The organism is Leclercia barmai (assembly GCF_049312895.1).
In the GTDB taxonomy this organism is placed as follows: Bacteria; Pseudomonadota; Gammaproteobacteria; order Enterobacterales; family Enterobacteriaceae; genus Enterobacter; species Enterobacter barmai.
The window spans coordinates 256042-281415 of sequence record NZ_JBMNWZ010000005.1 but is presented as its reverse complement, the minus strand read 5'-3'; the positions used below and the strand labels follow the sequence as shown (position 1 = coordinate 281415).

Sequence of the window (25374 nt, the reverse complement as noted above, 5' to 3'; positions counted from 1 at the left end):
AATTTAATTGCATCACGATTACTCTCTTGATTTTTAGCCTGAAAACTAACCCCAACCTGGAGTGCGATTATTTCTGCACCCACAATCTATTTTTTATAAATATGTTTTTAGGTAAGGTTGAAAATTTGTTTAGATATCATAAATACTCTCTATGAGAAAATCCTGTAACCTTGTCGACACTATTTATTACAAATAGTTTATTAATAATACCCTCCATAGTGAGTCGTAATATTTCAAAAGGAAACAACCAGCTAATTAGAAAGTTGGTTGATCAAGTTAAGGAAATTTAAAAATGGCTTTTAAACTTAATTTATCCGCGCTGGGTGTATGTGCTGCTCTGCTGGTCGCTGCTCAGGCAAATGCTGCTAACGATGTAACGTTAAAAGTCTCTGGCAGCGTTGTTCCGGCTGCTTGTACTCCGACATTAAGCAACAGTGGTGAGGTGTCGTTCGGTTCTATCGCAGCAGCGTCTATTCGTACCGCAACATCCGGTAACACCCTGGTACAGCTGGGTAGCAAGGATATTAACCTGAGCGTGACCTGCGATGCGTCAGCATCAGTAGGTTTGAAAGTAACAGATAATCGCTCCAGCTCGGCGGTGGCCTTGTCTGCAAACAAATTCCTTCCTCATCCAATTGCTGGTTTCAACAATTCTGATGACCCTCTGTTTGGGTTTGGGCTGGGTAAAGCAGCCAACAACGCGAACATTGGCGTGTACACCATTGTTGCTGTCAGCGCGAACGCCACTATTGATGGCGCTGCTGCAAAACTGTACTTCACTGATGATAACGGCGCAAACTGGAGAACCGATACTGCCGTTCGCCAGCGCCTGTCACGTATCACTGGTATAGGCAAAGCAGGCGGCGCTGCGCCAGACATGTTCACCGAAATATCTGTACCGCTGAAAATTTCCGCTGGCGTTCAGACCAGCGATATCCTGGGCTTCGATGAAATTAACTTCGACGGTAACGCTACGCTGAGCCTGGTATATCTGTAATATATAATTAAAGGCATGCGATAAATAATCCATAAAGGGAAAATGTCGCATGCCAGTTAAAATACTATGATTTTATTGTGGTAATTATTTTAACCTCTGGGAGTTAACACTTTCTTTCATTATTACTATTAATGAGAACATTATGAAACGTAGCGTTATTCTTTCACTGCTTATTTTATCCGGACAGGTATTTGCCTCAGGTATGTTGCCTGAAACGTCCGTATTGCTGGTTGACGCAGAAAAAGGTGAAGCCAGTATGAATGTGACAAACACCGATTCGGGTCCAGCATTGCTTTACACCACTATTGTTGATTTGCCAGAAAGCGACAAGACGGTGCGTTTAATTGCCTCGCAACCTGTGGTACGGGTAGAGGCAGGGGCGATGCAACGTGTTCGCTTTATGTTGCAGATGACAAAGCCTCTAATGCATGAAGAGCTAAAAAGGGTAACTTTTGAGGGGATTCCCCCTAAAGAGAAAAATAAACAGAGACTGGCTGTTACTGTGCGTCAGGATCTGCCGGTAATTATTCATCCTGCCGGACTCGCGCAAGATCTTGAACCATGGAAACACCTCAAGTGGAACAAACGCGGCAACGACTTAGTGGTAAGTAACCCATCGAGTTATGTGGTCCGGATGACGGCCTCTTTTACCTCTTTGCCCTCTGGCAAGCAAGGCTCATTGAAAAACACCTATTTATTGCCTCACACCAGTATGACGCTGGCGCTGCCCAATAAATCGGATACTAAAGTGGAATTTTATCCGGCCAGTCGCTATGGATACAAAGGTGAACGATATATAGCACCGTTACAGTAAGTCGTTCAGGGAAGACAAGGATGTTTAAAAGAACGCTGCTCGTGTGTGCGCTCAGTTTGATATTATCGAGGCAAGGATATGCCTCTGATACAGATCCCTCTCCGATTGAGTTTGATAGTGAAACATTAAAATCCTTAGGTATTGATCCTGGGATATCCGGTTATTTTGCCCAAAAGGCACGGTTTATGCCCGGTGAAATTTCTATAACAGTTATTGTTAACGGGGAAAATAAAGGCAATATCATTGCCTCTTTTAATCAGGACGGCGAACTCTGCTTCAGTAAGTCGTTTATTGAGCTGGCGGGTTTACGTCTTCCTGCTGATTATACAGAGGGATGTTATGACTATCTTAAGCACTTTCCAGAGACGGTACTCAATCCTGTGCCGGGCAGGGAATTGGTTGAGTTAGTAGTGTCAGCTGATAACATTGCCCGCCAAAGCTTATCAGCAGCTGAATTTATTACTGACGGTTCCGCTGGTGTATTGAATTATTCGGCGATGAGTTCACGCAGCGAATATAGTGGTGACAGTGCGACCTATTCTCAGATGCAGCTTGACGGCGGTGTGAATGTCGCCGGTTGGTTATTACGTAGCCAGCAGCTCTTAAGCCATTCTCAGGGGCAGTTTAACAGTGAAAATGGGCAGACCTATTTGCAGCGTACTTTCGTAGGTTTACGCACTACCGCCATGGCGGGAGAAGTAAATATGAACAACGCGCTGCTGGAAGGGGTTGGTTTATATGGCATGACATTTACGCCAGAAGATGCGCTGGAAGCACCAGAAGGGAGAATAAAGGTCAGCGGCATAGCCAATACCAGCCAGGCGAGAGTCGAGGTTCGCCAGCAGGGGATCCTGATTCATTCCACTCTGGTTCCCGTTGGGCCGTTTACCTTAACAGATATTTCACTGCGCAATTACACCAGCGATCTGAACGTCACGGTTATCGAAAATGACGGTAATAAGCATAGCTATGCGGTTCCTTCCACGCTTTATCTTCAGCGGATGGGCAATCCGGCTGGTTTCTTTTTATCGTTGGGACGCGTCAGCGACAATTATGATGACAAACCTTTGGTAGTCAGCGCGTCAAACGGCTGGCGTTTACTGTCGGGCAGCAATATCAATGTCGGTGCGATTGTCGCCAGTGATTTTCAGGCGGTGGGGGCAAGTATTGATGCAGCCCCCCTGACGCCGCTATCGCTGGGTCTGAAGGCGAATCAATCATACGATCGCAAGCTTGCGCTGCATGGGCAGAGCTACCGCGCTGAGGCCAGCATGACGATGGCGGCCGGCTTAAGCATTACGGCGTCATCGGCTTACTACACCTCTGGCTATCGCGAGTTCTCGCAGTTTATTGATCGAAACTACACCGCGACGAAAAAGCTGGAATATTCAGTTGGACTCCAGTGGAGCAGTCCAGGCTGGGGAACTTTCAGCAGCAGTTTCTATGAGACGAAAAGTCGCCAGGATGACACTAAAACCGGTTATGTAACGGCAGGCTGGGGCGACAAGATTTTTTCTGCGTATGTCTCGGCTAACTGGCAACGTCAGCTGAATGGCAGCAGTGGCGAGGGGAAAAAAGAAGATTCGTTCTATCTCAACGTCAGTATTCCGCTGGGTAAAAGTCACGTGAATACCTATGTGCGTCATGGAGATAGTGAAACCCGGTATGGCTCAACGATGTCCGGTAATCTTGGAGACGAGACTATTTATACCCTGGGAACTGATAAGGGCAGGTATGCGCACGACAGGAGCGTAAACGCGAGCATCAGCAGCAATCTGCACTATACGCAGTTGATGCTGAACGGCAGCGTGGCAGGGCAGGATCGGCGCAGCTATACCGGCTCATTGCAGGGCGGGATTGTGGCCCACGGCGATGGCATTACGTTATCGCCTGTACCGGTACGTGAAACGTTCGGGATTGCCTCACTGGCACAGCCGCTTTCAGGGGTAAAAATTGATACGCCTCAGGGGCCAGTCTGGACGGATTCGCGCGGATATGCCGTATTGCCTGCGCTTAACGCCTGGCGGAATTCCCGTATTGAAGTGAGTACCGAAACGTTGCCTAAAAACGTCGATATCGGCAACGGTACGCACCAGCTGAAGCAGGGCCGGGGTTCTGTGGGGAAAGTCCAGTTTACTGCCGTTACCCAGCGTCGCGTCTTACTGGAAATAAGTATGGCTGATGGTAAAAAACTGCCTAAAAACCTCGCCATTACGGACGAGGACGGCAACTACCTCACCACATCCGTAGACGAGGGGGTGGTTTTCCTGAATAACGTCAACTCAAGTCAGGTGCTCCTGGCCCAGGGGGAGTCCGGCGTCTGCCGCATTAAGCTGGCGTTACCGGAAGTGGTGGAAACAGGTGTGTTCTACGAAACGGCAAAAGGAGTTTGCCTGTGAAAAAAATCGTGCTGATGGTTGCGCTGCTGGCCATATCGGGGCGTGGCTGGGCTGAATGCCAGATTTTTGCCAGCCAGCAAAAGGTGAGCTGGGGCAATCTGAGCCCCGCCGAGCGGCAGCAAGTTAAAGGACCATTGCTTTCACTGCCGGAAAAACAATTCCAGGTGCGGGTGGTATGCAGCGAACCGCAGCGTATACGGCTGTTTCCGGGGAGCGATCGTGTACAAAACGGGACGTTTGCACTCGGTGCCGACGGTGAGATGCAGATAGTCGCTTCGCATGCCTTGGTTGATGACAAACCTGTCCGTCTTGCGCCGGTCAATCTGGCAGATGTCCTGCCGCACTCCAGCGACAGCGAGAACCTGGCGATTTTACCGCATCAGGGGCTCGCTTTCATGGACGGCAGCGAGACCTACGGGAAAACGGCTACGGTAACTTTTACCGTCCGTTCTGCCATCAAACCCGGCGCGATTGTTGAAAGAACTACCTGGCGCGGTAACCTGAAGATAAAAATGGATGTGCGATGATGCGACGAATATGCGTGCTGGTGGCAGTCCTGATGGCCGCCTCTGCGGCGGCAAATGATACCGTCAGCGTCGACTTTGAGGTCACGGCTGATGCCGCGGCCTGCACCCCGACCCTGAGCAATAACGGCGTCGTTGATTTCGGTAGCCGCACTACAGGAAGTATCTCTACTGCTACTTTTTCCCAGCTTGGCACGCGAGATATAACGTTATCGGTCACCTGCGAATCCTCTACAGCAATAGCCATTACTGCCCGGGACACGCGTGCAGCGTCGGTAGTATCTGGCGAGGATGAAAATGGCCATACGGGAGCGCGGTTTCAGATTAATGGCGGACAGTACGTCAGCGAGCCGGCGCGGCTTTTTGGACTCGGGTTGACGGCGGAGAAAAAAGCGATTGGAAGTTATGCCGTACAAATCAATGCGGCAGGCGTGACCGCAACGGATGGCGACAAAAGCGTGTTGGTTGATATTGCGGGTTCGGCAAACCAGGCGGGGCCGTGGGCAAAAAGCGCGTTATTGCCCCTGCCAACAAGTCAGGACTATTTTTACACCTTTGTGCAGAAAGGTATGCTGAGCCCACAGCCCATCAGCACCGTCAGCCTTCCGCTGCAGGTGAGTGTTACATTGGCGAACAAATTGAACAGCAGTCAGGTGATTAAGCTGGACGGCGAAGCAGTGATCAGCATCGTCTATTTGTGATAGGACGCTCGGCGGGCCTGCGCTCGCCGAGCCCTGATTTATTACACTTCCAGGAAGTTCATGATGCCCTCAGCCGCTTTACGGCCTTCGGCAATGGCGGTAACTACCAGGTCTGAACCGCGAACGATATCGCCACCGGCGAAGATTTTCGGGTTGCTGGTCTGGAAGGCGTTATCGCTGCCTTCCGGGGCAATGATGCGGCCCTGAGAATCCAGCTCAACGCTGTGTTTCGCCAGCCACTCCATGCTGTGTGGACGGAAACCAAACGCCATCACCACCGCATCGGCTGGGATCACATACTCGGAACCGGCAACGATTTCCGCGCGACGACGGCCTTTCGCATCCGGCGCACCCATCTCAGTACGCGCCATCTTCACGCCGCTGACTTTACCGTTGGCATTCACTTCAATACCCAGAGGCTGGATGTTGAACTGGAACTCCACGCCCTCTTCACGCGCGTTTTTCACTTCGCGTTTGGAGCCCGGCATGTTCTCTTCGTCACGACGATAGGCACAGATAACGTGCGTGGCATTCTGACGAATGGAGGTACGCACGCAGTCCATCGCGGTATCACCGCCGCCCAGAACCACCACGCGTTTGCCTTCCATGCTGACGTATGGCTCATCAGCAGTTTCGCCGTAGCCCATCATCTGCTTGGTGTTGGCAATCAGGAACGGCAGCGCGTCATATACGCCCGACGCGTCTTCGTTCTCCAGCCCACCGCGCATCGACTGATAGGTGCCCACGCCCAGGAATACCGAGTCGTAATCTTTGAGCAGATCGTCGAGCTGTACGTCACGGCCCACTTCGGTGTTGAGTTTGAACTCAATGCCCATGCCGGTGAAGATTTCACGGCGGCGGGTCATCACCTCTTTTTCCAGCTTGAAGGCCGGGATGCCGAAGGTGAGCAGACCGCCGATCTCCGGGTGACGGTCAAACACCACGGCTTTCACGCCGTTGCGGGTCAGCACGTCGGCACAGGCCAGGCCCGCCGGACCGGCACCGATAATCGCCACGCGTTTGTCGGTCTGACGCACGCCGGTCATATCCGGGCGCCAGCCCATCTCGAACGCTTTATCGTTGATGTAGCGTTCGATATTGCCGATAGTCACCGCACCGAACTCGTCGTTCAGGGTGCAGGAGCCTTCACACAGACGGTCCTGAGGACACACGCGGCCGCACACTTCCGGCAGGGTGTTGGTCTGGTGAGACAGCTCGGCTGCCTCAAAAATACGCCCTTCGTTGGCCAGCTTTAGCCAGTTCGGGATGTAGTTATGGACCGGACATTTCCACTCGCAGTACGGGTTACCGCAGGACAGGCAGCGGTCTGCCTGTGCTTTGGCCTGGCCTTCGGAAAACGGCTCGTAGATTTCAACAAATTCAATTTTACGGATCTTCAGCGGTTTCTTCGGCGGATCAACGCGCTGCAAGTCGATAAACTGGTAAACATTCTGGCTCATCTGAATTCCTTACTGCGCCTGCACACGCAGCTCTGCTGCGCTACGACTACGGTGACCCAACAGGGCTTTAACATCGCTGGACTTCGGTTTAACCAGCGCGAATTTCGCTGAGAACGCCGGCCAGTTCGCCAGGATCTCTTCGCCGCGCACGGAACCGGTGTGGTGCACGTGCTCGGTAATCAGACCACGCAGGTGCTCCTCGTGGATCGCCAGGCTTTCAACATCCAGCACTTCCACCAGTTCCGGGTTCACGCGTTTACGGAAGTCACCGCTTTCGTCCAGGACATAGGCGAAACCACCGGTCATACCCGCACCGAAGTTAACGCCGGTTTTACCCAGTACGCAGACAATCCCGCCGGTCATGTATTCACAGCCGTTATCGCCGATGCCTTCAACCACGGTGATAGCACCGGAGTTACGCACCGCGAAACGCTCGCCCGCACGACCTGCGGCGAACAGACGACCACCGGTTGCACCGTACAGACAGGTGTTGCCGATGATGCTGGCATCACAGCTGCGGAAGGCTGAACCCACCGGAGGACGTACCGCCAGCAGACCGCCCGCCATGCCTTTGCCGACGTAGTCGTTGGCATCGCCGGTCAGGTAGAGCTCAACGCCGCCTGCGTTCCAGACGCCGAAGCTCTGGCCCGCGGTGCCGCTGAAGTGCGCGGTAATCGGATCGGCAGCCAGACCCTGGTCGCCGTGCGTCTGTGCGATATAACCCGAGAGGCTTGCGCCCACGGAACGGTCGGTGTTGCGAATATCAAACCAGAAGGTTTTGCTCTGCTTTTCATCCACAAACGACTTCGCCTGCTGCAACAGTTGAGCGTTCAGCACGCCATTGTCGAACGGCGGGTTGTTCTCGGTGCAGTACACCGCTTTGCCTGCCTTAGGCTCAGCCGTTTCCAGCAGACGGGACAGCTTCAGGTTCTGCTGTTTGGCGGTGAACCCGTCCAGCTCTTTCAGCAGGTCGGTACGGCCAATCAGATCCACCAGACGCGTCACGCCCAGCTGCGCCATCAGCTCGCGGGTTTCGCGGGCGATGAAGTCAAAGTAGTTAGTCACTTTGAACGGCAGGCCGTGGTAGTGGTTCTTACGCAGCTTCTCGTCCTGGGTTGCAACACCGGTTGCGCAGTTGTTCAGGTGGCAAATACGCAGGTATTTACAGCCCAGCGCGACCATCGGACCGGTACCGAAACCGAAGCTCTCTGCACCCAGAATCGCCGCTTTAATGATGTCGAGGCCGGTTTTCAGGCCACCGTCCACCTGCAGGCGGATCTTGTGACGCAGACCGTTAGCCACCAGGGCCTGCTGGGTTTCAACCAGACCCAGCTCCCATGGACAGCCCGCATATTTCACGGAGGAGAGCGGGCTTGCGCCAGTACCACCGTCGTAACCGGCGATGGTAATCAGGTCGGCATAGGCTTTCGCCACGCCGGTGGCGATAGTGCCCACGCCCGGCTCGGAAACCAGCTTCACGGAGATCATCGCTTTCGGGTTGACCTGTTTCAGGTCGAAAATCAGCTGCGCCAGATCCTCGATAGAGTAGATATCGTGGTGCGGCGGCGGGGAGATCAGCGTCACGCCCGGTACCGAGTAGCGCAGTTTGGCGATGTACGGGGTCACTTTGTCACCCGGCAACTGACCGCCTTCGCCCGGTTTTGCACCCTGAGCGACTTTAATCTGAATCACGTCGGCGTTGACCAGGTAGGCAGGCGTCACACCGAAGCGGCCGGAAGCAACCTGCTTGATGCGCGACACTTTATTGGTGCCGTAGCGCGCCGGATCTTCACCGCCTTCGCCGGAGTTAGAGTTCCCGCCGATGCTGTTCATTGCTTCTGCCAGCGCCTCGTGGGCTTCCGGACTTAACGCGCCGATAGACATCGCGGCGGTATCAAAGCGCTTGAACAGCTCGGTTGCTGGTTCAACGTCGTTGATGCTGACGGCGGTATCACCCGGGTTCAGCGCCAGCAAATCACGCAGCGTGGCCGCCGGACGGTTGTTTACCAGCTCAGCATACTGTTGATAATCGCTGTACTCGCCGCTCTGAACGGCCTGCTGCAGGGTGCGCACCACGTCCGGGTTATAGGCGTGGTATTCGCCGCCATGCACGTACTTCAGCTGTCCGCCCTGATCCAGCGGCTTACGCGCCAGCCAGGCACGTTTGGAGAGGTTCAGCAGATCCTGCTGGAAGTCGCTGAAGTCCGCTCCGCCGATACGGCTGATCACGCCCTGGAAGCACAGATCCGCGACGTCATCATGCAGACCCACGGCTTCGAACAGCTTCGAGCAGCGGTAAGAGGCGATGGTCGAGATGCCCATTTTGGACATGATCTTGTAAAGACCTTTGTTGATGCCGTTACGGTAGTTCAGCATCACGGTACGGTAGTCTTTTTCAATGGCGTTGGTGTCGACCAGTTTTGCCAGCGTTTCGTAGGCAAGGTACGGGTAGATCGCCGTCGCGCCAAAGCCCAGCAGCACGGCAAAGTGGTGCGGATCGCGGGCGCTTGCGGTCTCAACAATGATGTTGGCATCGCAGCGCAGGCTCTTATCCACCAGGCGAGTCTGGATTGCACCCACCGCCATTGGCGCCGGAACCGGCAGGCGATTCTTGGCAATGTTACGGTCGGAGAGGACCAGCAGGACGGTACCGTTACGCACCATCTGTTCGGCCTTATCACACAGCGCTTTCACCGTCTCTTCGAGGCTCGCTTCGGTCACGTCAAAGGTAATATCGAGCGTGTCGGCGCGATAATGTTCCTCTTTCATGGTGGTCAGCTGGGTGAAATCGGAGTAGAGCAGAATCGGCGATTTAAAGGTCAGACGGTGGGCCTGGCCTTCGGCTTCGCAGAAGACGTTCATCTCACGGCCGATGCTGGTGGCCAGCGACATCACGTGTGCTTCACGCAGCGGATCGATTGGCGGGTTGGTAACCTGCGCAAACTGCTGACGGAAGTAATCGTAAATGATACGCGGCTGGCTGGAGAGCACGGCGAATGGGGTGTCGTCGCCCATGGAGCCGACCGCTTCCTGGCCGTTTTCACCGAGCACGCGGATAACGGAGTCCAGCTCTTCCGCGCTGTAGTTAAACTGTTTCTGGTAGCTGGCAAGAGTATCATCATCCAGCTCGCGGCTGCCCACGTCCTGATCCGACAGATCTTCGAACGGCACCAGACGGCGGACGTTTTTCTCCATCCACTCTTTATACGGATGACGGCTCTTCAGATCGTTATCGGTTTCCGCAGAGTGCAGAATGCGACCGACACGGGTATCGATAACCATCAGCTCGCCAGGCCCAACGCGGCCTTTTTCCACCACTTCGTCAGGCTGGTAATCCCAGATGCCCACTTCAGAGGCACAGGTAATCAGCTTGTCTTTAGTGATGACGTAGCGCGCAGGGCGCAGGCCGTTACGGTCCAGGTTACAGGCGGCAAAGCGGCCGTCGGACATGACGATACCGGCCGGGCCATCCCACGGCTCCATGTGCATGGAGTTAAAGTCGAAGAAGGAACGCAGCTCCGGATCCATATCCGGGTTGTTCTGCCAGGCTGGCGGAACGAGCAGACGCATGGCGCGGACGATATCCATCCCGCCGGCAAGCAGCAGTTCCAGCATGTTATCCATGGAGCTGGAGTCAGAGCCGGTTTCGTTCACGAACGGCGCGGCATCGTGCAGATCCGGGATCAGCGGGGTCTGGAATTTATAGGTACGGGCGCGTGCCCACTGGCGGTTACCGGTAATGGTATTGATTTCGCCGTTGTGCGCCAGGTAGCGGAACGGCTGAGCCAGCGGCCAGCGTGGTACGGTGTTGGTGGAGAAGCGCTGGTGGAACAGGCAAATGGCCGATTCCAGACGCAGGTCCGCCAGGTCCAGGTAGAAGCGCGGCAGGTCAGCCGGCATACACAGACCTTTATAGATGTTCACCAGGTTCGAGAGGCTACAAACGTAGAACTCTTTATCGTCCTGCAGGCGTTTTTCAATGCGGCGGCGGGCGATGAACAGGCGGCGTTCCATATCACGCGGACGCCAGCCCGCAGGCGCGTTGACAAAGATTTGCTCGATACGAGGCAGCGAGGAGAGGGCGATTTCACCGAGGACCCCTTCGTTGGTTGGCACATCGCGCCAGCCGACAATAGACAGGGTTTCGCGTTGAAGTTCTTCTTCGACGATGCGGCGTGATACGGCTGCTTTTTCAGCGTCTTGATTCAGGAACAGCATGCCGACGGCGTAGTTTTTAGCTAAACGCCAGCCGCGCTCTTCCGCCACGATGCGGAAGAAACGATCCGGTTTTTGCAGCAGCAGACCGCAACCGTCGCCGGTTTTACCATCCGCGAGGATAGCGCCACGGTGCTGCATACGGGCCAGTGCGTGTATAGCGGTACGCACTACCTTGTGGCTAGGTTCGCCTTCTATGTGGGCGATCAGGCCGAAACCACAGTTATCCTTCTCAAGGGATTTATCGTACAACATATCAGTGAACCTCCCCAGGCTCGTCGGGCTTCCCACTGAACCGTGGCGCACAGGCACAGAAAGAGCATGGCGACGGGGTTTGCGTTTCATACGCGTACCTCGCATTCGCCCTCTTAATATCCTTTTCGCGCAGGTAAACAAGTTTGAGGACTTGCTTCAGAGGGAATCTCAATTACTGCATAAATATGATGAGCAGGCTGCTCATCCAGAAAGCTTCCAGCGGATTTCCAACTTATCGGGAATCGGTACACAGGTCAAATGGCAATCTTATTTATACAAAAATGTGCTAAAGAAAGGTTAGTGAATTGATTTATATGGATATTTAACCTCTTTCACATCCCTGTAACCTTGCTGTGGGCTTTGGGGTAGTGTGATCTGACTCACTATATGAAAGCGGTATTATCGCTGTAGCATGCTAAATAGTGCGATTTAAGCAGGATATAATGCCGCCGCATGGGAATAACCCGCATGATGTCACTGTTTTTTAGCGCGGACGATATAAATGAAAAAAACCATCAGAACATAAGGAAAAGTAATTAAGCAGGCGATGAATGAAATTGCAATTATCTTGGTTATTTATGCAAAGGATAAAAGCGCACCGTGGCGATTGATCCAGGTCATCGCCGACGGCGGTTAAAAATGGCAGGCTTGTCCCCTTTCTACGGGGCGGTCTAACAGATTATGCAGTTACAGAAATTAGTCAATATGTTTGGTGGGGATCTTTCACGCCGGTACGGGCAAAAGGTCCATAAGCTGTCGCTCCACGGGGGTTTTAGCTGCCCGAATCGCGACGGCACTATCGGACGCGGCGGCTGCACCTTCTGTAACGTGGCCTCCTTTGCTGACGAAGCGCAGCAGCATCAGTCCATTGCCGCCCAGCTTGCTCATCAGTCCACGCGGGTGAACCGTGCGAAGCAGTATCTGGCCTATTTCCAGGCTTATACCAGCACTTGGGCTGAAGTGCAGGTGCTGCGCTCGATGTATCAGCAGGCGGTGAGCCAGGCGAATATTGTCGGGCTCTGCGTCGGCACGCGCCCGGACTGCGTGCCCGAGGCGGTACTCGATCTGCTCAGCGAGTATAAAGAGCAGGGATATGAGATCTGGCTGGAGCTGGGATTGCAGACCGCGCACGATAAAACTCTGCATCGCATCAATCGTGGACACGATTTTGCCTGCTATCAACGCACAACCCGGCTGGCGCGGGAGCGCGGGCTGAAAGTCTGTAGCCATCTTATCGTCGGCCTGCCGGGAGAAGGGCAGCATCACGCCCTGGAAACCCTGAATAAGGTAGTCGAGACCGGGGTGGATGGCATCAAGCTGCACCCGCTGCATATCGTCACGGGCAGCATTATGGCGAAAGCGTGGGAGGCCGGGCGACTGAACGGCATTGAACTGGACGAGTATGTCCTCACCGCCGGGGAGATGATTCGCCACACGCCGCCGGAGGTGGTGTATCACCGCATCTCTGCCAGCGCCCGCCGTCCAACGCTGCTGGCACCGCTGTGGTGCGAGAACCGCTGGACGGGGATGGTGGAGCTGGACCGCTATCTGAACGAGCAGGGCGTACAGGGCTCGGCGCTGGGTACACCCTGGGCGCCGACGTTACCGGCGGCGTCCGCCCAATAAGCTGCCCAGCACACCGCGTATAATCTGATTCGTCACCTGACGCGCCGCGCTTTTCGCCATGGTTTGCACCACGCCGTCGCGTTTACCTCCGCGCGGCCCGGTGCTGCCAAACAGAATGTCTTTTAAGCCGCCGAGGATGCCGTCATCGACCGCCACGGTCTGGCCTTTAGCGGCAGGCGCCTGCTGCTGTTCCGTGGTGGCCTGCACCCCTTTCTGCAGCATCTCAAACGCCGACTCCCGGTCCACCTCATCTTCGTATTTACCGTAGACCGGCGAGTGGTTGATCAGTCCGTTACGCTCGTCGTCGCTGACCGGCCCCATTCTGGAGTTGGGAGCAATGACCATCGCCCGCTCGACCATGGATGGACTGCCTTTGGCATCGAGAAAAGAGATCAGCGCCTCGCCGGTGCCCAGCGCCTGAATGGCCGCTTCGGTATCAAACGCCGGATTGGCGCGCATGGTCTGGGCCGCGGCTTTCACGGCCTTCTGATCTTTAGGCGTAAAGGCGCGCAGGGCATGCTGGACGCGATTACCCAGTTGGCCCAGCACGTTGTCGGGAATATCAGCCGGGTTTTGCGAAACGAACCAAACGCCCACGCCTTTAGAGCGGATCAGGCGGATCACCTGTTCGATCTTATCCAGCAGCACCTGCGGCGCATCGCTGAACAGGAGATGGGCTTCGTCAAAGAAGAAGACCAGCTTCGGTTTTTCCAGATCGCCTGCTTCCGGCAGCTGTTCAAAAAGCTCAGAGAGCATCCACAGCAGGCTGGCCGCGTAGAGCTTCGGCATCTGGTAGAGTTTTTCCGCACTCAGGATGTTGATGATGCCTTTACCGCTGCTGTCGGTACGCATCCAGTCCTTGATATCCAGCATCGGCTCGCCAAAAAAGTGTTCGGCTCCCTGCTGCTCAAGGGAGAGTAATCCACGCTGGATGGCGCCAATGGAGGCGGAGCTGATATTGCCGTACTGCGTCTGGAAGGCTTTGGCGTTATCGCCGATGTACTGCGTAATGGCCCGCAAATCTTTGAAATCGAGCAGCAGCAGCCCCTGGTCGTCGGCAATGCGGAAGATAATGTTCAGCACGCCAGACTGCACCTCGTTCAGATCGAGCAGACGCGCCAGCAGCAGCGGGCCGAGATCGGAAACGGTCGCCCGCACCGGATGCCCCTTCTCGCCGAAAATATCCCACAACACCACCGGATTGCTTTGCGGCTGCCAGTCGGTGACGCCGATGTTTTTCAGCCGTTCGAGTAATTTATCCGATGCGACACCCTCCCGGGCTACGCCGCTGATATCGCCTTTTACGTCAGCCATAAACACCGGCACGCCAGTGTTCGAAAATGACTCGGCCAGCTTTTGCAACGTCACCGTTTTACCCGTACCCGTTGCGCCTGTGATTAGGCCATGACGGTTCGCCATCGCGGGCAGTAAAAACAGCTCAGTATCCGGCGTGCGGGCAATCAGCAGGGGTGTACTCATGATGCATTTCCTCGTGGGATCCTGCGTGGAGTATAGGCAACCTGACGGCAAATTGAATGTGTCAATTTCTTACTTTGCAGCGCATTACGCAACGCGGGCTATGCTTTTGCATACGGTAAACAACATATTGGAAAGCTATGTCCAGATTCTTCTTTAACGACCGCAAACAGCTGGTCAATGATGCCATTGAAGGTATGCTGATCTCCGCTCCACACGGCAATCTCGCCAGGCTGGATATCGATCCGGCTATCCGCGTGGTGGTGCGTGCCGACTGGGATAAAAGTCGCGTCGCGGTCATTTCCGGCGGTGGCTCCGGCCATGAACCGGCCCATGCGGGTTTTGTTGGTAAAGGGATGCTGACCGCAGCCGTCTGCGGCGATCTGTTCGCCTCACCGAGCGTTGAGGCGGTGCTCAGCGCCATTGTGGCGGTGACGGGGGATCGTGGCTGTCTGCTGATTGTCAAAAACTACACCGGGGATCGTCTCAACTTTGGCCTCGCGGCAGAAAAAGCCAAGCGCTACGGGCTCAAAGTGGAGATGGTGATCGTGGCCGATGATATCGCCCTGCCGGATAACAAGCAGCCGCGCGGCATCGCTGGAACCGCGCTGGTACATAAGGTCGCCGGATATGCCGCCGAACAGGGTAAGTCGTTAAACGAGGTGCGCGATATGGCACGCGAGGCCTGCGACAACCTCTGGAGCCTGGGTGTGGCGATGCAGACCTGCAACCTGCCGGGCAGCGATGATGAAGAGGGGCGCATCAAAAAAGGCCATGTTGAGCTGGGGTTGGGTATCCACGGCGAGCCCGGGGCATCGGTGGTGGATACGCAAAACAGCAGGGAGATTATCGATACCCTTGTGCAACCGCTGCTGGCGCAGGCGGGCGAGGGACGGCTGGCGGTGCTCATCAATAACCTTGGCGGCGTGTCGGCCCTGGAGATGGCGCTGCTGACCAAAGAGCTGGCGCATTCCGCCCTGAAGGATCGGATTGCGTATCTGATTGGTCCGGCGCCGCTGGTGAGCTCGCTGGATATGAAAGGTTTTTCGTTATCCCTGCTGAAGCTGAACAAGACGTTTGAGCAGGCGCTCAACGCACCGGTAGAGACGCTGGGCTGGCAAAAGCCCGTGGGCTTTGCGCCGCTGCGTACGCTGAAGCATACCCCGCTGCATGACAGCGTGGAGTTTACCCCGTCGGCAAATGCGCAGGTTGCGCAGCACGTCGCTGCGGTGACGGAGCGGTTAATCGCCCTTGAAAACCGCCTTAACGCCCTGGATGCGAAAGTCGGGGATGGCGATACCGGTTCGACCTTTGCGCAAGGGGCACGGGACATTGCGCAATGGCTGGAAGAGGATCGCCTGCCGCTGAACGATCTGCCGCAGCTGTTGCTGGTGGTGGGTGAACGGCTGGCGACGGTAATGGGCGGGTCGAGCGGCGTATTAATGTCGATCTTCTTTACCGCTGCCGGGCAGGCGCTGCGTAGCGGCAAGCCGTTGCCGGATGCCTTGCTGACCGGGCTTGCGCAAATGAAACACTATGGCGGGGCCGATCTGGGGGATCGTACCCTGATCGATGCCCTCCAGCCGGCGCTGGAAGCGTTGCAAAGAGGGGGTATCCAGGCCGCGTCAGAGGCCGCGAAAAAGGGTGCACAAGCGACAGCCAGTATGCAAAAAGCCGGAGCAGGGCGTTCATCGTACGTCAATAAAGAGAATCTGGCTGGGGTGACCGATCCGGGCGCGGTGGCGGTTGCAGAGGTGTTTGGCGCGTTAGTGCGGTAGTGGAGAAACGCCCGGTGGCGCTACGCTTACCGGGCCTACAAAGCACGCGTAGGCCCGGTAAGGCGCAGCCGCCACCGGGCAATAACGGCTTAAAAATCTGCTTTCAATACCACGCGGTAACGGGCCTTGCCGTCACGAACGTGTTGAATGGCTTCGTTGATTTTCGACATCGGGTACGTCTCGATGGTCGGGGCGACACCGGTGCGTCCGGCAAACTTCATCAGTTTGCGCAGTTCGTACGGTGTACCCGTGGCGGAACCAGAGATGCTGCGATCGCCGCCAATCAGCGTAAAGGCAGGGACCGGCAGCGGCTTCATCACGGCACCCACGGTATGGAAGTTGCCGCCGTAAGCCAGCGCTTCAAAATAGGGCTGCCAGTCGAGATCGACGTTTACCGTGTTGATGATCAGATCGAATTGCCCCGCCAGTGCGTTCAGTGCTTCAGGATCGCGGCTGTTCACCACTTTATCCGCACCCATCGCCAGCACTTCTTTCTCTTTGGCAGGGTTTGAACTAAACGCGGTGACTTCACAGCCCATCGCATGCAGCAGCTTGATGGCAATATGGCCCAGACCACCGATACCAATCACGCCCACACGGCTGGTGGCGGTGATATAGTGCATCAGCAGCGGTTTAAAGACGGTGATCCCGCCGCACAGCAGCGGACCGGCGGATTCAATATCCATCTGCTCAGGGAGAGGAATGACCCACTGCCAGTCGGCGCGCAGTTTATCGGCGAAACCGCCTTTATTCAGAATGGTTGGCGTTGAACCTTCCAGACAGTTGATCTGGTTGCCGCTGATACAGGCGTCGCAGTGACCGCAGCTACGGGCGGTCCAGCCGATGCCCACGCGCTGACCAATCTTCAGGCCTTTATCCTGCGCGGCATCGCCCAGGGCAACCACGCGGCCGATAACTTCGTGACCGGCAATCAACGGATATTGTGAGAAGCCCCATTCGTTATCGATCATTGACAGGTCGGAATGGCAAATCCCGCAGTAATCCACCTGCACTTCGACGTCTTCTGCTAGCAGCTCGCCCGCATCGTATTCGTACAGCTCAAGCTCTGCACCCGCCTGCGGTGCGGCGTAGCTTTTTATCTTTGACATCAGTATTCCCCCTCGTGGTGTTGAACTGAGAGTGTAGAGCATTCAGTTTACAGCCGCTTAACAGAAGGGGGCGGGAAGGGGAATTACAGCGTTTTCAGCATCCGCACTTCGCAATCGACGTGGCCGGTACAGCCCAGCGGCTGGTCGATGTGCTCAAAGCCGAGATGCTCATACAGCCTGATGGCTTCGGTCAGGAAGGCGGTGGTTTCAAGGTAGCAGCGCTTAAAGCCCTGAGCACGGGCGTGATCCAGCGCCTGTAGCGCCAGTTTCTTCGCTAAGCCTTGTCCGCGGACGACGGGAAGGAAATACATTTTTTGCAGTTCGCAGATGTCCGGCTCGCTGCAGGCGAGCGGTGCAACGCCACCGCCACCCACAACCTGCCCGTTCTGCTCTACAACCCAATAGGCATGCCCCGGCTGGCTGTACAGAGCGTACAGTTCGTCGAGATTGGGATCCGCAACGGTATAACCTTTATCGGCCGTGAGGCCGTATTCGGCTGATACCCGGCGGATAACGCCGGCAATGGCCGGGTTATCCGTGGCGGTGATACGGCGCAGATGCGCCGTTACAGGAGCATTTACACGCATTGCTTCACTCATTACAACGCACTAATAACGGCCTGCTGCTCAATCAGCTTCGCTTTCGCTTCCGCGTAACCGGTCAGCTTTTCACGCTCTTTGGCGATCACCGCTTCCGGCGCGCGGGCAACAAAGCCTTCGTTGGACAGTTTGTTTTCGATGCGGCCAATCTCATCGTCAACTTTAGCCACTTCTTTCGCCAGACGTGCCAGCTCAGCATCTTTGTCGATCAGACCAGCCATCGGGATCAGCAGCTCGGCGCCGTCGATGATTTTGGTCACGGAGACCGGACCTTTATCATCAGCAGGCAGCACGGTGATGCTCTCCAGACGCGCCATGGTCTGCAGGAAGGTGCTGTTTTCGTTCACGCGACGCTGTGCCGCTTCGCTGCAACCGCGCAGCAGCAGTTCCAGCGGTTTGCCCGGCGCGATGTTCATTTCGGCACGGATGTTACGCACGGCGATAATCGCCTGCTTCAGCCACTCGGTATCGGATGCAGCAGCTTCGTCAATCTGCGCGGCGTCGAATGCCGGGAACGGCTGCAGCATGATGGTGTCAGCGTTGATGCCAGCGATGACCTTCACGCGCTGCCAGATGGTTTCGGTGATGAACGGGATGATCGGGTGCGCCAGGCGCAGCAGACCTTCCAGAACGGTGATCAGCGTATTACGCGTGCCGCGCAGTTCCGCTTCAGTACCGCCGTTCATGACCGGTTTGGTCAGCTCCAGGTACCAGTCGCAGAACTGGTTCCAGGTGAATTCGTACAGGATGCCTGCCGCGATATCGAAGCGGTAGTTATCCAGCGCCTCGCGGAACGCTTTGGTGGTCTGGTTGAATTCAGCCAGGATCCAGCGGTCTGCCAGGGACAGGGTCATTTCGCCGCCGTTAAAGCCGCAATCCTGATCTTCGGTGTTCATCAGTACGAAGCGGCTGGCGTTCCACAGCTTGTTACAGAAGTTGCGGTAACCTTCCAGACGTTTCATGTCCCAGTTGATGTCGCGACCGGTTGAAGCCAGCGCCGCCAGGGTGAAACGCAGGGCGTCGGTGCCGTGCGGCTCGATGCCGTCCGGGAACTGCTTCTCGGTGCGCTTGCGGATCTTCTCAGCCAGCTGCGGCTGCATCATGTTGCCGGTACGTTTCTCCAGCAGCTCTTCCAGGGAGATACCGTCAACCATGTCCAGCGGGTCAATGACGTTACCCTTGGACTTGGACATCTTCTGTCCTTCGTCGTCACGGATCAGACCGGTCATGTAGACGGTATGGAACGGAACCTGCGGTTTGCCGTTTTCATCTTTGATGAAGTGCATGGTCATCATGATCATGCGGGCAATCCAGAAGAAGATAATGTCGAAGCCGGACACCATCACGCTGGTTGGGTGGAACTGACGCAGCGCGTCGGTATTTTCCGGCCAGCCGAGGGTGGAGAAGGTCCACAGCGCGGAGGAGAACCAGGTGTCCAGCACGTCTTCGTCCTGACGCAGGGCAACGTCGGCGCTCAGGTTGTTTTCCTGACGCACTTCGTCTTCCGTACGGCCAACGTAGACATTGCCTTCGTTGTCATACCATGCCGGGATACGGTGACCCCACCACAGCTGACGGGAAATACACCAGTCCTGAATATCGCGCATCCAGGAGAAGTACATGTTTTCGTACTGTTTTGGTACGAACTGGATGTCGCCGTTTTCGACGGCTTCCACCGCAGGTTTCGCCAGTACGTCAGCACGAACGTACCACTGGTCGGTCAGCATCGGCTCGATCACCACGCCGCCACGGTCGCCATAAGGGACGGTCAGGTCGTGCGGTTTGATCTCTTCGAGCAGGCCCAGGGCGTCGACAGCGGCAACGACCGCTTTACGCGCGGCAAAACGCTCCAGCTTCTGGAACTCTGCCGGGATATCGCTTGAGTAAACGTCAGACTCTTCGCCTTTGGTGTCGTAGACCTCTGCGCTTTCACGGATATCGCCGTCAAAGGTCAGGATGTTGATCATTGGCAGGGCGTGGCGACGACCCACTTCGTAGTCGTTGAAGTCGTGTGCCGGGGTGATCTTCACGCAGCCGGTGCCTTTTTCCATGTCGGCATGTTCGTCGCCCACAATCGGAATACGGCGGTTCACCAGCGGCAGAACCACAAATTTGCCAATCAGATCTTTGTAACGCGGATCTTCCGGGTTAACGGCCACGCCGGTATCGCCCAGCAGAGTTTCCGGACGGGTGGTGGCGACAACCAGGTAATCTTTACCGTCTGCGGTTTTCTCGCCGTCGGCCAGCGGATAGCGGATATGCCACATGGAGCCTTTAGACTCGCGGTTTTCCACTTCCAGGTCAGAAATAGCGGTGCGCAGTTTTGGGTCCCAGTTTACCAGGCGCTTGCCACGGTAAATCAGGTCTTCTTTATACAGACGGACGAAGACTTCTTTAACGGCGTTGGAAAGACCTTCGTCCATGGTGAAGCGCTCGCGCTCCCAGTCCACGGAGTTGCCGAGGCGGCGCATCTGACGGGTAATGGTGCCGCCAGATTCTGCTTTCCACTGCCAGATTTTGTCGATAAAGGCGTCGCGGCCGTAGTCGTGACGGGTTTTACCTTCTTCAGCGGCAATCTTACGCTCAACCACCATCTGGGTAGCGATACCCGCGTGGTCAGTACCGGCCTGCCACAGGGTGTTTTTGCCCTGCATGCGCTGGTAACGGATCATGGTGTCCATGATGGTCTGCTGGAAGGCATGCCCCATATGCAAACTGCCGGTGACGTTCGGCGGCGGGATCATGATGCAGAAGGACTCTTTGCTTTCATCGCCGTTAGGCTTGAAATAGCCCTGCTGTTCCCAGTGCTCGTAAAGCGGCTGTTCGATATCGCGTGGGTTGTATGTCTTTTCCATTATTTCCAGGTTGCCGTATTCAGGTTAAAACCAGCCAGGCGATACGCTTTATAGCGTTCGCGCGCCAGTTGTTTTAAGGAGTCTTCGTAAGGGACAAAGTCTACCACTTCTGTGAAAGCGGTGGCAAAATCTGCAAAGCCGGTACGCAGGCTAATCAGAATATCGCGTGGGCTGCTGTTACGCTTTTGCGGCCAGGCGATCTCCACCGGAGCACCGCCGCGCGGCCCTTCTCCCGCCAGATTATGCGGAACAAAACTTTCCGCCGGTCGGGCCCACAGCGCTTCATCCAGACGGATGGCCTGCTGCTCATCTTCGCAGGCAATCAGCACGCGAAGACCCGCGCGCCAACGTTCTGCGGCAATTTCACACACCAGCTGTTCAACGGCGCTTAAGCCATCCTGTTGAGTGTCATTGTCCAGAAGATAGAACGTTGCGTTTTTCATATATGGGGTTTCTTGTTGTGGATTTAAATGCAAAACCGGGTGGCGCTGCGCTTACCCGGCCTACAAACGGCATCTTTCCGTAGGCCCGGTAAGCGTAGCGCCACCGGGCATCAGACGGCAATTACTCTTCGCCGTTAAAACCCGCACGATTCAGCAGGAACTGTGACAGCAGGGCAACAGGACGGCCAGTTGCGCCTTTGGCTTTACCAGAGCGCCATGCGGTGCCCGCGATGTCCAGGTGAGCCCAGTTGTACTTGCGGGTAAAGCGCGCCAGGAAGCAGGCCGCGGTAATGGCACCGCCTGGACGCCCACCGATGTTGGCCATATCCGCAAAGTTAGACTCCAGCTGCTCCTGGTACTCATCGGCCATTGGCAAACGCCATGCGCGGTCACCCGCCTGTTCGGACGCACCGATCAGCTCGTGCGCCAGCGGGTTGTGGTTCGACATCAGGCCGGTGATGTGATGGCCCAGGGCAATCACGCAGGCGCCGGTCAGGGTTGCCACGTCGATAACCGCTTCTGGATCGAAGCGCTCAACGTAGGTCAGCACGTCGCACAGCACCAGGCGGCCTTCGGCATCGGTGTTCAGCACTTCAACGGTCTGGCCTGACATGGTGGTGAGGACATCGCCCGGACGATAGGCGCGGCCACCCGGCATGTTTTCACAGCCCGCCAGCACGCCAATTACGTTGATCGGCAGCTGCAGCTCGGCCACCATGCGCATCACGCCGTAAACCGCCGCCGCGCCGCACATGTCGTACTTCATCTCATCCATGCCTTCGGCAGGCTTGATGGAGATACCGCCGGAGTCGAAGGTCAGGCCTTTACCCACCAGCACAATCGGACGCACGTCTTCAGCCGGGTTGCCTTTGTACTCAATGACCGACATCAGAGATTCATTTTGTGAACCGTTGCCGACGGCCAGGTAGGAGTGCATTCCCAGCTCTTTCATCTGCTGTTCGCCAATCACGCGGGTGACGACGTTTTTGCTGTAGGAGTCAGCCAGCTGACGCGCCTGTGACGCAAGGTAGCCTGCGTTACAGATGTTTGGCGGCATGTTGCCCAGGTCTTTCGCGGCCTTGATACCGGCAGCGATCGCCAGACCATGTTGAATGGCGCGTTCACCGCTGGTCAGCTCACGGCGGGTAGGGACGTTAAAGACCATCTTACGCAGCGGGCGACGGGGTTCGCTTTTTGTGGTTTTCAACTGATCGAAGCTGTACAGGGTCTCTTTGGCTGTCTCTACCGCCTGACGTACTTTCCAGTAGGTGTTGCGGCCTTTGACGTGCAGTTCGGTCAGGAAGCACACAGCCTCCATTGAGCCAGTATCATTCAGCGTATTAATCGTTTTCTGAATAACCTGTTTGTACTGGCGCTCATCCAGCTCGCGCTCCTTGCCACAGCCAATCAGCAGGATGCGCTCGGACAGGACGTTAGGCACGTGATGCAGCAGCAATGTCTGTCCCGGCTTACCTTCCAGCTCGCCGCGGCGCAGCAGGGCGCTGATGTAGCCGTCACTGATCTTATCGAGTTGTTCGGCGATCGGAGAGAGTCTGCGGGGTTCAAACACGCCGACGACGATGCAGGCACTCCGCTGTTTCTCCGGGCTACCGCTTTTTACACTGAACTCCATGAACTACGCTCCTGAATCTTAAAGACAACAGCGGCAGCTACGGATAGAATTGAAACCTTTCGTAACTCGTACCCGCTGTTGCGGTGACTTCGTGTTAATCTTACGTTATTACGGTTTCGGCACGTCATAATAACTCCTGAAGCGCGAATCCGTCGGGTGTTCTAATCTTAGCGATGATTTCGACGACTCAAGAGAATAAATGACGTTTAAGCCATGAAACAAGCGATTTTCCTGCAAAGAGACGGGTTTTTACGGGCGTATTTAATGTGATAATCATAAGATATCTGGTGCGGGAGACGCTCAAAAGCCAGCTGGCGATACTCTTCATCCTGCTTCTGATCTTTTTCTGTCAGAAACTGGTGAGGATCCTCGGCGCGGCTGTCGATGGCGAAATTCCCACAAATCTGGTGCTTTCTCTGCTTGGGTTGGGCGTGCCTGAAATGGCGCAGCTTATCCTGCCACTTAGCCTTTTCCTCGGACTGCTGATGACGCTCGGTAAACTCTATACCGAAAGCGAAATCACGGTCATGCATGCCTGCGGTCTGAGCAAAGCGGTGCTGGTTAAAGCCGCCATGATCCTGGCGCTGTTTACCGGCATCGTGGCCGCCGTGAACGTCATGTGGGCCGGTCCTGTCTCTTCTCGTCATCAGGACGAAGTGCTGGCCGAAGCGAAAGCCAACCCCGGCATGGCCGCACTGGCCCAGGGCCAGTTCCAGCAGGCGACTGACGGTAACTCCGTGCTGTTTATCGAAAGCGTGGATGGCAGCCGTTTCAACGAAGTGTTCCTCGCGCAGATCCGCACCAAGGGCAACGCCCGTCCCTCCGTGGTGGTGGCCGACTCCGGTCAGCTCGCCCAGGGTAAAGACGGTTCGCAGATTGTGACCCTGAACAAAGGTACCCGCTTCGAAGGAACGGCGATGCTGCGTGATTTCCGCATCACCGATTTCCAGAACTATCAGGCGATTATTGGCCATCAGGCGGTTGCGCTGGATCCTACCGATACTGAACAGATGAGCATGCGCACGCTGATCAATACCGATACCAATCGCGCCCGTGCGGAGCTGCACTGGCGCATCACGCTGGTATTCACCGTATTTATGATGGCGTTGATGGTAGTGCCGCTCAGCGTGGTGAATCCACGTCAGGGCCGCGTGCTCTCCATGTTGCCTGCGATGCTGCTTTATCTGGTGTTCTTCCTGCTGCAGACCTCGATCAAATCGAACGGTGGTAAAGGAAAAATTGACCCGGTTATCTGGACCTGGGTGATTAACGGACTCTATCTGCTGTTGGCCGTCGCCCTCAACATGTGGGACACCGTGCCGATGCGCCGTGTACGGGCCCGGTTTACGCGTAAAGGAGCGGTGTGATGCAGGCGTTTGGCGTTCTTGACCGCTATATCGGTAAAACCATCTTTACCACCATCATGATGACGTTGTTCATGCTGGTGTCGCTCTCCGGCATCATTAAGTTTGTCGACCAGCTGAAAAAGGCCGGGCAGGGGAGCTACGATGCCATGGGCGCGGGGATGTATACCCTGCTCAGCATTCCAAAAGACGTGCAGATCTTCTTCCCGATGGCGGCGCTGTTAGGGGCGCTGCTGGGGCTGGGGATGCTGGCCCAGCGCAGTGAGCTGGTGGTGATGCAGGCCTCCGGCTTTACCCGCATGCAGGTGGCGCTGTCCGTCATGAAAACCGCGATCCCGCTGGTGCTGTTGACCATGGCGATGGGCGAGTGGGTTGCGCCACAGGGCGAACAGATGGCGCGTAACTACCGCGCCCAGCAGATGTACGGCGGCTCGCTGCTCTCTACCCAGCAGGGGCTGTGGGCAAAAGACGGGAATAACTTTGTCTATATCGAACGCGTCACCGGCGACAGTACCCTTGGCGGCGTGAGCATCTACAGCTTTAACGACCAGCGTCGTCTGCAGGCGGTGCGTTACGCCGCGACGGCCGCCTTTGATGCCGATAAAAAGGTCTGGCGTCTGTCCCAGGTGGATGAGTCAAACCTGCAGGATCCAAAACAGATCACCGGGTCGCAAACCGTCTCCGGCACCTGGAAAACCAACCTGACGCCGGACAAGCTCGGTGTGGTGGCGCTGGACCCGGATGCGCTCTCCATCAGCGGTCTGCACAACTATGTGAAGTACCTGAAGTCGAGCGGCCAGGATGCCGGTCGTTATCAGCTCAACATGTGGAGCAAGGTCTTCCAGCCGCTCTCGGTGGCGGTGATGATGCTGATGGCGCTGTCGTTTATCTTCGGTCCGCTGCGTAGCGTTCCTATGGGCGTGCGGGTCGTGACGGGCATCAGCTTCGGCTTTGTCTTCTACGTCCTCGATCAGATTTTCGGTCCGCTGACCCTGGTGTACGGCATACCGCCGGTGATCGGCGCGCTGCTGCCGAGCGCCTCTTTCTTCCTGATCAGCCTCTGGCTGTTACTGAAGCGCTCCTGACCCTTCTCGCCTCGCTTCCCCGCCCGGGAAGCGAGGCGCAT

At 56.0% G+C, this 25374-nt stretch carries 17 protein-coding genes; 9 read left to right on the top strand and 8 right to left on the bottom strand.

Annotated features, from left to right (window positions below):
• Positions 1-292 precede the first annotated feature (292 nt).
• The 5 genes from ACOYA6_RS18835 to ACOYA6_RS18815 all read left to right on the top strand — a co-directional run bounded on the left by ACOYA6_RS18835 (position 293) and on the right by ACOYA6_RS18815 (position 5435).
• Positions 293-997: a DUF1120 domain-containing protein gene (locus ACOYA6_RS18835; protein ID WP_138370319.1), complete on the top strand. Its 705-nt coding sequence runs from the start codon at positions 293-295 to the stop codon at positions 995-997.
• 142 nt (positions 998-1139) lie between these two features.
• Complete coding sequence (locus ACOYA6_RS18830; RefSeq protein WP_039031608.1) at positions 1140-1811, top strand: fimbria/pilus chaperone family protein; 672 nt, start codon at positions 1140-1142, stop codon at positions 1809-1811.
• A gap of 20 nt (positions 1812-1831) precedes the next feature.
• Positions 1832-4210: a fimbrial biogenesis usher protein gene (locus ACOYA6_RS18825; protein WP_422655197.1), complete on the top strand. Its 2379-nt coding sequence runs from the start codon at positions 1832-1834 to the stop codon at positions 4208-4210.
• Positions 4207-4737 carry a DUF1120 domain-containing protein gene (locus tag ACOYA6_RS18820; protein ID WP_422655196.1) on the top strand — a complete coding sequence of 177 codons (531 nt, stop codon included), beginning with the start codon at positions 4207-4209 and terminating at the stop codon, positions 4735-4737. Before ACOYA6_RS18825 ends, ACOYA6_RS18820 begins: the two co-directional genes overlap by 4 nt.
• 14 nt (positions 4738-4751) lie before the next feature.
• Positions 4752-5435 (top strand): DUF1120 domain-containing protein, encoded by a 684-nt coding sequence (locus ACOYA6_RS18815; protein ID WP_422655195.1) that lies wholly within the window; start codon positions 4752-4754, stop codon positions 5433-5435.
• A 41-nt stretch (positions 5436-5476) separates the two neighbouring features.
• On the opposite strand, the gene ACOYA6_RS18810 is transcribed toward ACOYA6_RS18815, so the two are convergent.
• Positions 5477-6895, bottom strand: a complete 1419-nt coding sequence (locus tag ACOYA6_RS18810; RefSeq protein ID WP_039031611.1) for a glutamate synthase small subunit — start codon at positions 6893-6895, stop codon at positions 5477-5479.
• A 9-nt stretch (positions 6896-6904) separates the two neighbouring features.
• Entirely contained in the window at positions 6905-11365 is a 4461-nt protein-coding gene (gene gltB, locus ACOYA6_RS18805) for a glutamate synthase large subunit (RefSeq protein WP_138370315.1), read from the bottom strand.
• Between the two features lie 681 nt (positions 11366-12046).
• Here gltB and mnmL point away from each other — a divergent pair.
• Complete coding sequence (mnmL, locus tag ACOYA6_RS18800; protein ID WP_039031613.1) at positions 12047-12991, top strand: tRNA modification radical SAM protein MnmL/YtqA; 945 nt, start codon at positions 12047-12049, stop codon at positions 12989-12991.
• On the opposite strand, the gene ACOYA6_RS18795 is transcribed toward mnmL, so the two are convergent.
• Positions 12968-14470: a helicase HerA-like C-terminal domain-containing protein gene (locus tag ACOYA6_RS18795; RefSeq protein ID WP_422655194.1), complete on the bottom strand. Its 1503-nt coding sequence runs from the start codon at positions 14468-14470 to the stop codon at positions 12968-12970. The genes mnmL and ACOYA6_RS18795 overlap by 24 nt on opposite strands.
• 137 nt (positions 14471-14607) lie before the next feature.
• On the opposite strand from ACOYA6_RS18795, the gene ACOYA6_RS18790 reads away from it, so the two are divergent.
• Positions 14608-16245 (top strand): dihydroxyacetone kinase subunit DhaK, encoded by a 1638-nt coding sequence (locus ACOYA6_RS18790; protein ID WP_422655193.1) that lies wholly within the window; start codon positions 14608-14610, stop codon positions 16243-16245.
• Positions 16246-16334: 89 nt separating this feature from the next.
• Here ACOYA6_RS18790 and ahr read toward each other — a convergent pair whose 3' ends face one another.
• The 5 genes from ahr to pepA form a co-directional block, all read right to left on the bottom strand.
• Positions 16335-17354 (bottom strand): NADPH-dependent aldehyde reductase Ahr, encoded by a 1020-nt coding sequence (gene ahr, locus ACOYA6_RS18785; protein WP_422655192.1) that lies wholly within the window; start codon positions 17352-17354, stop codon positions 16335-16337.
• An 83-nt stretch (positions 17355-17437) separates the two neighbouring features.
• Positions 17438-17941, bottom strand: coding sequence for a GNAT family N-acetyltransferase (locus ACOYA6_RS18780; RefSeq protein ID WP_039031834.1), 504 nt, complete (start codon positions 17939-17941; stop codon positions 17438-17440).
• A gap of 11 nt (positions 17942-17952) precedes the next feature.
• On the bottom strand, positions 17953-20808 hold the full coding sequence (locus tag ACOYA6_RS18775) for a valine--tRNA ligase (protein WP_422655191.1): 2856 nt from the start codon (positions 20806-20808) through the stop codon (positions 17953-17955).
• Positions 20808-21251: a DNA polymerase III subunit chi gene (holC, locus tag ACOYA6_RS18770; protein WP_039031618.1), complete on the bottom strand. Its 444-nt coding sequence runs from the start codon at positions 21249-21251 to the stop codon at positions 20808-20810. Before holC ends, ACOYA6_RS18775 begins: the two co-directional genes overlap by 1 nt.
• A 121-nt stretch (positions 21252-21372) precedes the next feature.
• Positions 21373-22884 carry a leucyl aminopeptidase gene (pepA, locus tag ACOYA6_RS18765; RefSeq protein ID WP_039031619.1) on the bottom strand — a complete coding sequence of 504 codons (1512 nt, stop codon included), beginning with the start codon at positions 22882-22884 and terminating at the stop codon, positions 21373-21375.
• A 266-nt stretch (positions 22885-23150) separates the two neighbouring features.
• Between pepA and lptF the strand changes: the two genes are divergently transcribed.
• Together lptF and lptG are read left to right on the top strand one after the other, a co-directional pair.
• Positions 23151-24251 (top strand): LPS export ABC transporter permease LptF, encoded by a 1101-nt coding sequence (gene lptF, locus ACOYA6_RS18760; protein WP_039031620.1) that lies wholly within the window; start codon positions 23151-23153, stop codon positions 24249-24251.
• Complete coding sequence (gene lptG / locus ACOYA6_RS18755) at positions 24251-25333, top strand: LPS export ABC transporter permease LptG (RefSeq protein ID WP_039031621.1); 1083 nt, start codon at positions 24251-24253, stop codon at positions 25331-25333. Before lptF ends, lptG begins: the two co-directional genes overlap by 1 nt.
• Positions 25334-25374: the final 41 nt, after the last annotated feature.

Bases quoted from the DNA above. Each gene is read 5' to 3' on its own strand.
- lptG (WP_039031621.1), top strand. From the start codon at position 24,251: ATGCAGGCGTTTGGCGTTCTTGACCGCTATATCGGTAAAACCATCTTT.
- ACOYA6_RS18830 (WP_039031608.1), top strand. From the start codon at position 1,140: ATGAAACGTAGCGTTATTCTTTCACTGCTTATTTTATCCGGACAGGTA.
- holC (WP_039031618.1), bottom strand. From the start codon at position 21,251: ATGAAAAACGCAACGTTCTATCTTCTGGACAATGACACTCAACAGGAT.
- mnmL (WP_039031613.1), top strand. From the start codon at position 12,047: ATGCAGTTACAGAAATTAGTCAATATGTTTGGTGGGGATCTTTCACGC.
- pepA (WP_039031619.1), bottom strand. From the start codon at position 22,884: ATGGAGTTCAGTGTAAAAAGCGGTAGCCCGGAGAAACAGCGGAGTGCC.
- ACOYA6_RS18835 (WP_138370319.1), top strand. From the start codon at position 293: ATGGCTTTTAAACTTAATTTATCCGCGCTGGGTGTATGTGCTGCTCTG.
- ahr (WP_422655192.1), bottom strand. From the start codon at position 17,354: ATGTCAAAGATAAAAAGCTACGCCGCACCGCAGGCGGGTGCAGAGCTT.
- ACOYA6_RS18780 (WP_039031834.1), bottom strand. From the start codon at position 17,941: ATGCGTGTAAATGCTCCTGTAACGGCGCATCTGCGCCGTATCACCGCC.
- gltB (WP_138370315.1), bottom strand. From the start codon at position 11,365: ATGTTGTACGATAAATCCCTTGAGAAGGATAACTGTGGTTTCGGCCTG.
- ACOYA6_RS18795 (WP_422655194.1), bottom strand. From the start codon at position 14,470: ATGAGTACACCCCTGCTGATTGCCCGCACGCCGGATACTGAGCTGTTT.
- ACOYA6_RS18825 (WP_422655197.1), top strand. From the start codon at position 1,832: ATGTTTAAAAGAACGCTGCTCGTGTGTGCGCTCAGTTTGATATTATCG.
- ACOYA6_RS18810 (WP_039031611.1), bottom strand. From the start codon at position 6,895: ATGAGCCAGAATGTTTACCAGTTTATCGACTTGCAGCGCGTTGATCCG.
- ACOYA6_RS18775 (WP_422655191.1), bottom strand. From the start codon at position 20,808: ATGGAAAAGACATACAACCCACGCGATATCGAACAGCCGCTTTACGAG.
- ACOYA6_RS18790 (WP_422655193.1), top strand. From the start codon at position 14,608: ATGTCCAGATTCTTCTTTAACGACCGCAAACAGCTGGTCAATGATGCC.